Source organism: Spirillospora sp. NPDC049652 (assembly GCF_040675125.1).
Lineage (GTDB): Bacteria > Actinomycetota > Actinomycetes > Streptosporangiales > Streptosporangiaceae > Spirillospora.
Window position 1 is genome coordinate 1 of record NZ_JBFAOF010000601.1, and the last position, 4,517, is coordinate 4,517.

Annotated in this window: 4 protein-coding genes; 3 read left to right on the forward strand and 1 reads right to left on the reverse strand. The window is 73.9% G+C overall.

The window, feature by feature from the left end:
- Nucleotides 1-135 precede the first annotated feature (135 nt).
- From AB0J52_RS28800 to AB0J52_RS28810, 3 genes are all read left to right on the forward strand, one after another.
- Complete coding sequence (locus tag AB0J52_RS28800) at nucleotides 136-1,719, forward strand: bifunctional uroporphyrinogen-III C-methyltransferase/uroporphyrinogen-III synthase (RefSeq protein WP_500185637.1); 1,584 nt, start codon at nucleotides 136-138, stop codon at nucleotides 1,717-1,719.
- A gap of 66 nt (nucleotides 1,720-1,785) precedes the next feature.
- Nucleotides 1,786-2,769 (forward strand): porphobilinogen synthase, encoded by a 984-nt coding sequence (hemB, locus tag AB0J52_RS28805; protein WP_500185633.1) that lies wholly within the window; start codon nucleotides 1,786-1,788, stop codon nucleotides 2,767-2,769.
- Nucleotides 2,770-2,939: 170 nt separating this feature from the next.
- On the forward strand, nucleotides 2,940-3,602 hold the full coding sequence (locus AB0J52_RS28810; protein ID WP_500185634.1) for a bifunctional DNA primase/polymerase: 663 nt from the start codon (nucleotides 2,940-2,942) through the stop codon (nucleotides 3,600-3,602).
- Between the two features lie 61 nt (nucleotides 3,603-3,663).
- On the opposite strand, the gene AB0J52_RS28815 is transcribed toward AB0J52_RS28810, so the two are convergent.
- On the reverse strand, nucleotides 3,664-4,517 hold an 854-nt coding region (locus AB0J52_RS28815), incomplete at its 5' end, for an ATP-binding cassette domain-containing protein (RefSeq protein WP_500185635.1).

A 4,517-nucleotide genomic window follows, 5' to 3' on the forward strand; every position in this document is an offset into this window, starting at 1 on the left:
CCGCTCGGTCGTCGAGCTGGACGCGCCCGCGGACGGCCGCCCGGACGAGGCCGCCGAGACGGGCCGCGCGCTCGCCGAGGCGCTGCTCGCCCGCGGCGCCGGCGACCTGATGGGGGAGGGGCGTTCGTGAGTCCTGTGAGCGGCCCCGGAAACCCCGTGACCGACCCGGAGGCCGGACGGGTCTTCCTCGTCGGCGCCGGTCCCGGCGACCCGAAACTGCTGACCCTGCGCGCCGTGGAGGTGCTGGCGGGCGCGGACGTGCTGATCGCGCCCGTCGCGCACGTCCACCCGGAGGTGCTGGAGCACCGCCGCGCGGGCGCCGAGCTGGTCGACTCCGCCGAGGTCGCCGACCCGGTGAAGCTCGCCGTGAAGCACGCCCGCGCGGGCCGCCGCGTCGCCCGGCTGTTCCAGGGCGACCCGGCGCTGGCCTGCGGGATGGCGTCGTGGGGCGAGGCCCTGTACAAGGCGGGCGTCCCGTTCGAGATCGTCTCCGGGGTGTCGGCGCTGACCGGCGTGCCCGGGTACGCGGGCATTCCGCTGACCGACGACAAGCACCGCGAGGTGCGGTTCATCGACGCGTCCGAGGGCGGCGTCGACTGGGCCGCGTTCTCCGACCCGTCCGCCACGCTGGTGATCATCGGCGCCGAGCAGTCGGTCGCCGAGGTGTGCAAGTCGCTGGTCGCGGTCGGCCGCCCTGACTCCACGCCCGCCGCGATGACCATGCTCGGCACCACCACCGAGCAGGAGACCGTGGTCTCCGACCTGAAGCGGCTGGCGGCCGAGGCCAAGGGCATGGAGACCCCGGCGATGATCATCGTCGGCGACGTGGTGAGGTGGCGGGACCGGCTCGGCTGGTTCGAGGCCAAGCCGCTGTTCGGCTGGCGGGTCCTGGTGCCGCGCACCAAGGAGCAGGCCGCGTCGCTGTCGGAGCAGCTGCGCTCGTACGGGGCCGTCCCGGACGAGGTGCCGACGATCTCGGTCGAGCCGCCGCGCACCCCGCAGCAGATGGAGCGGGCCGTCAAGGGCCTGGTCACCGGGCGCTACGAGTGGGTGGTGTTCACCTCCACCAACGCCGTCCGCGCCGTGCGCGAGAAGTTCCAGGACTACGGCCTCGACGCGCGCGCGTTCGCGGGGCTGAAGGTCGCGGCCGTCGGCGAGGCGACCGCGCGGGCGCTGGTCGAGTTCGGCGTCCACCCCGACCTCATGCCGTCCGGGCAGCAGTCGTCGGAGGGCCTGGTCGAGGTCTGGCCGCCCTACGACGAGGACCTCGACCCGATCAACCGGGTCCTGCTGCCGCGCGCCGACATCGCGACCGACACGCTCATCGCGGGCCTGACCGGGCTCGGCTGGGAGTGCGAGGACGTGACCGCCTACCGGACGGTCCGCGCCGCGCCGCCGCCCGCCCCGATCCGCGAGGCGATCAAGGGCGGCGGGTTCGACGGGGTGCTGTTCACCTCGTCGTCCACCGTGAAGAACCTCATCGGCATCGCGGGCAAGCCGCACAACGTGACGGTCATCGCGTGCATCGGGCCGCAGACGGCCAAGACGGCCGAGGAGTACGGCCTGCGGGTGGACGTGATGTCGCCCACGCCGTCGGTCCAGGCGCTCGCCGAGGCCCTCGCGGAGTACGGTGCGAAGAGGAGGGCCGCCCAGATCGAGAACGGCGACCCGCTCCGCAAGCCCAGCCAGATGCGCCGGGGCGCACGCCGCCGCAAGTAGAACCCCGCGGCGGGCGCCCGGTCACCCCGGCGCGCCCGCCGTCGCCCTTTTCTGGAGATGCCTGAGATGTCCGCCCAGTTCCCCGTCGCCCGGCCGCGCCGTCTCCGCCGCACCCCGGCGCTGCGCCGGCTGACCGCCGAGACCAGGCTCGCCCCGGCCGACCTGGTGCTGCCGATGTTCGTCAAGGAGGGCCTGGACGAGCCGCAGCCGATCGCGTCCATGCCCGGCGTCGTCCAGCACACCCGGGAGTCGCTGCGCAAGGCCGCGCACGACGCCGTCGAGGCGGGCGTCGGCGGGATCATCCTGTTCGGCGTGCCGGCCGTGAAGGACGCCGTGGGCTCGGCGGGCGACGCGGCCGACGGGGTCGTCCAGGTCGCGCTGCGCGACCTGGCGTCCGACCTCGGCGACTCGACCGTCCTCATCTCCGACCTGTGCCTGGACGAGTTCACCGACCACGGCCACTGCGGCATCCTCACCCCGGCCGGGGAGGTCGACAACGACGCGACCCTGGAGCGGTACGCGTCGATCGCGGTCGCGCAGGCCGCCGCGGGCGCCGCCGTGGTCGCGCCGTCCGGGATGATGGACGGCCAGGTCGGGGCGATCCGCTCCGCGCTGGACTCGGCCGGCCACGAGAACGTGTCGATCCTGGGCTACTCGGTCAAGTACGCCTCGGCGTTCTACGGCCCGTTCCGCGAGGCCGCCGAGTGCGCGCCGAGCTTCGGCGACCGCTCCTCCTACCAGCAGGACCCGGCCAACGCCGACGAGTCCCTGCGCGAGGTCTTCCTCGACCTCGACGAGGGCGCCGACATGGTCATGGTGAAGCCCGCCGGGGCCTACCTGGACATCGTCCGGCGGGTCCGCGACGCCGTGGACGTCCCGGTCGCCGCGTACCAGGTCAGCGGCGAGTACGCGATGATCGAGGCCGCCGCCGCCAACGGCTGGCTCGACCGCGACCGCACCGTCATGGAGTCGCTCACCTCGATCCACCGGGCGGGCGCGGACATCATCCTCACCTACTACGCCACCGAGGTCGCCCGCCGGCTCGGATGAACCTCACCGCGAGGTAGGTGATTGTTTGCCGGGGATCACTTCGTCCTAGTCACTTGGGACCGTTTCCGGGGGGTTGCCGTGTCCGGGCGGCCTCCCGACCGGCATCATCGACTAACAAGGAGCCGGACGGCGCCGGTGGTCCCGGCCCGGCGTGATTGGGGGCGTTCATCGTGCTTGCGGTCTCGGGGAACAGGAACAGGCGGACCCGCGAACGCCCGCGTCGCGAAGGCCCGCCACCGCTGGCCGACACGGCCCGCGCCTACGCCGCGCTCGGCTGGCCCTGCGTCCCCGGCGCGCACGCGCCCGTCGGCGGCGACCGCGCCTGTTCCTGCGACCGGGTGGGCTGTCCCGACCCGGCCGCGCACCCGGTCTCCGCCGCCTGGGCGATCCAGGCCAGCGTCGACCCCGCCGTGATCGACCGCTGGTGGACCGAGCGGCCCGACGCCAACATCATCCTGCCGACCGGCCGCGTGTTCGACGTCTTCGACGTCCCGGCCGCCGCCGGTGCCGAGGCGCTTGCCCGCATCGAGTCCGAGGGGCTCCCGATCGGCCCGGTCGCCAACGTCGCCGACGAGCGGCACCTGTTCTTCGTGGCGACCCGAGCCCCGGTGGACGAGGACGAGTGGTGGTCCTGCCATCTCGACTGCTCGCCCGAGACCGTCACCGAGACGCCCGGCATGCGCTGGCACTGCCGCGACAGCTACGTGGTAGCCCCCTCGTCGGTCCTGACCTATGGCCGGACGGTCACCTGGATCCGTCCGCCGGAGCGCACCCCCCTCCCCGACCCCCTGCGGCTGCTCGCCGTCCTCTCGGACGCCTGCGAAGCCCTGTAGGCCCTTCAGCGGCCGTGGCGCCCTCTGTGGACGCGCGGGAGCTCGATCAGCGGGAGCTTGATCAGCGGGACGCCGTGGCCCGGTCGTTCCCGGGGACGTGATCGTCGTCCTCCCCGCCGCCGTCCTTTCCGCCGGTGTCGTCGCCGTCTGACACGTAGCCGCTCGCCTGGAGCGTGAACAGCCGCGCGTACTCCCCGTCCATGGCCATCAGCTCGTCGTGGGTGCCCTGCTCGGCGATCCTGCCGTCCGCGAGGACGACGATGAGGTCCGCCTCGCGCACCGCGCCGAGGCGATGGGAGATCAGCACGCTCGTCCGGCCCGCGCGGTGCGCGCGGAGCGAGGCGTGCACGGCGTGCTCGGCCTCCGCGTCCAGGCCCGAGCTGGGCTCGTCGAGGAGCAGCAGGTCGCGGTCGTCGCGCAGCAGTGCCCGGGCCAGCGCGAGCCGCTGCCACTGCCCGCCCGACAGGGCCGTCCCGGACGCGTCCTCGCGTCCCGCGAAGATCCGGCTCAGCATCGTGTCGTAGCCGTCCGGCAGGGCCTCCAGCGCGTCGTGGATCCCGGCGCGGCGGGCGGCGGCCCGGATCCGCTCCGGGGCGTCGGCGGCGGCGAGGTCGCCGAGCGCGATGTTCTCGGCGGCCGTCAGGTCGTACTCCATGAAGTCCTGGAAGACGACGCCCACGCGGTCGCGCAGGTCGGCGGGGGCGAGGTCGCGCAGGTCCAGGCCGTCCCAGGTGACCGAGCCGCGGTCCGGATCGTAGAGGCGGCACAGCAGCTTCACCAGGGTGCTCTTGCCCGCGCCGTTCACGCCGACCAGGGCGACGCTCCGGCCGTGCGGGACGACCAGGTCGATCCCGCGCAGCACCCACGGCCGGTCCTCGCCGTAGCGGAACCACACGTCCCGCAGCTCGACGCCCC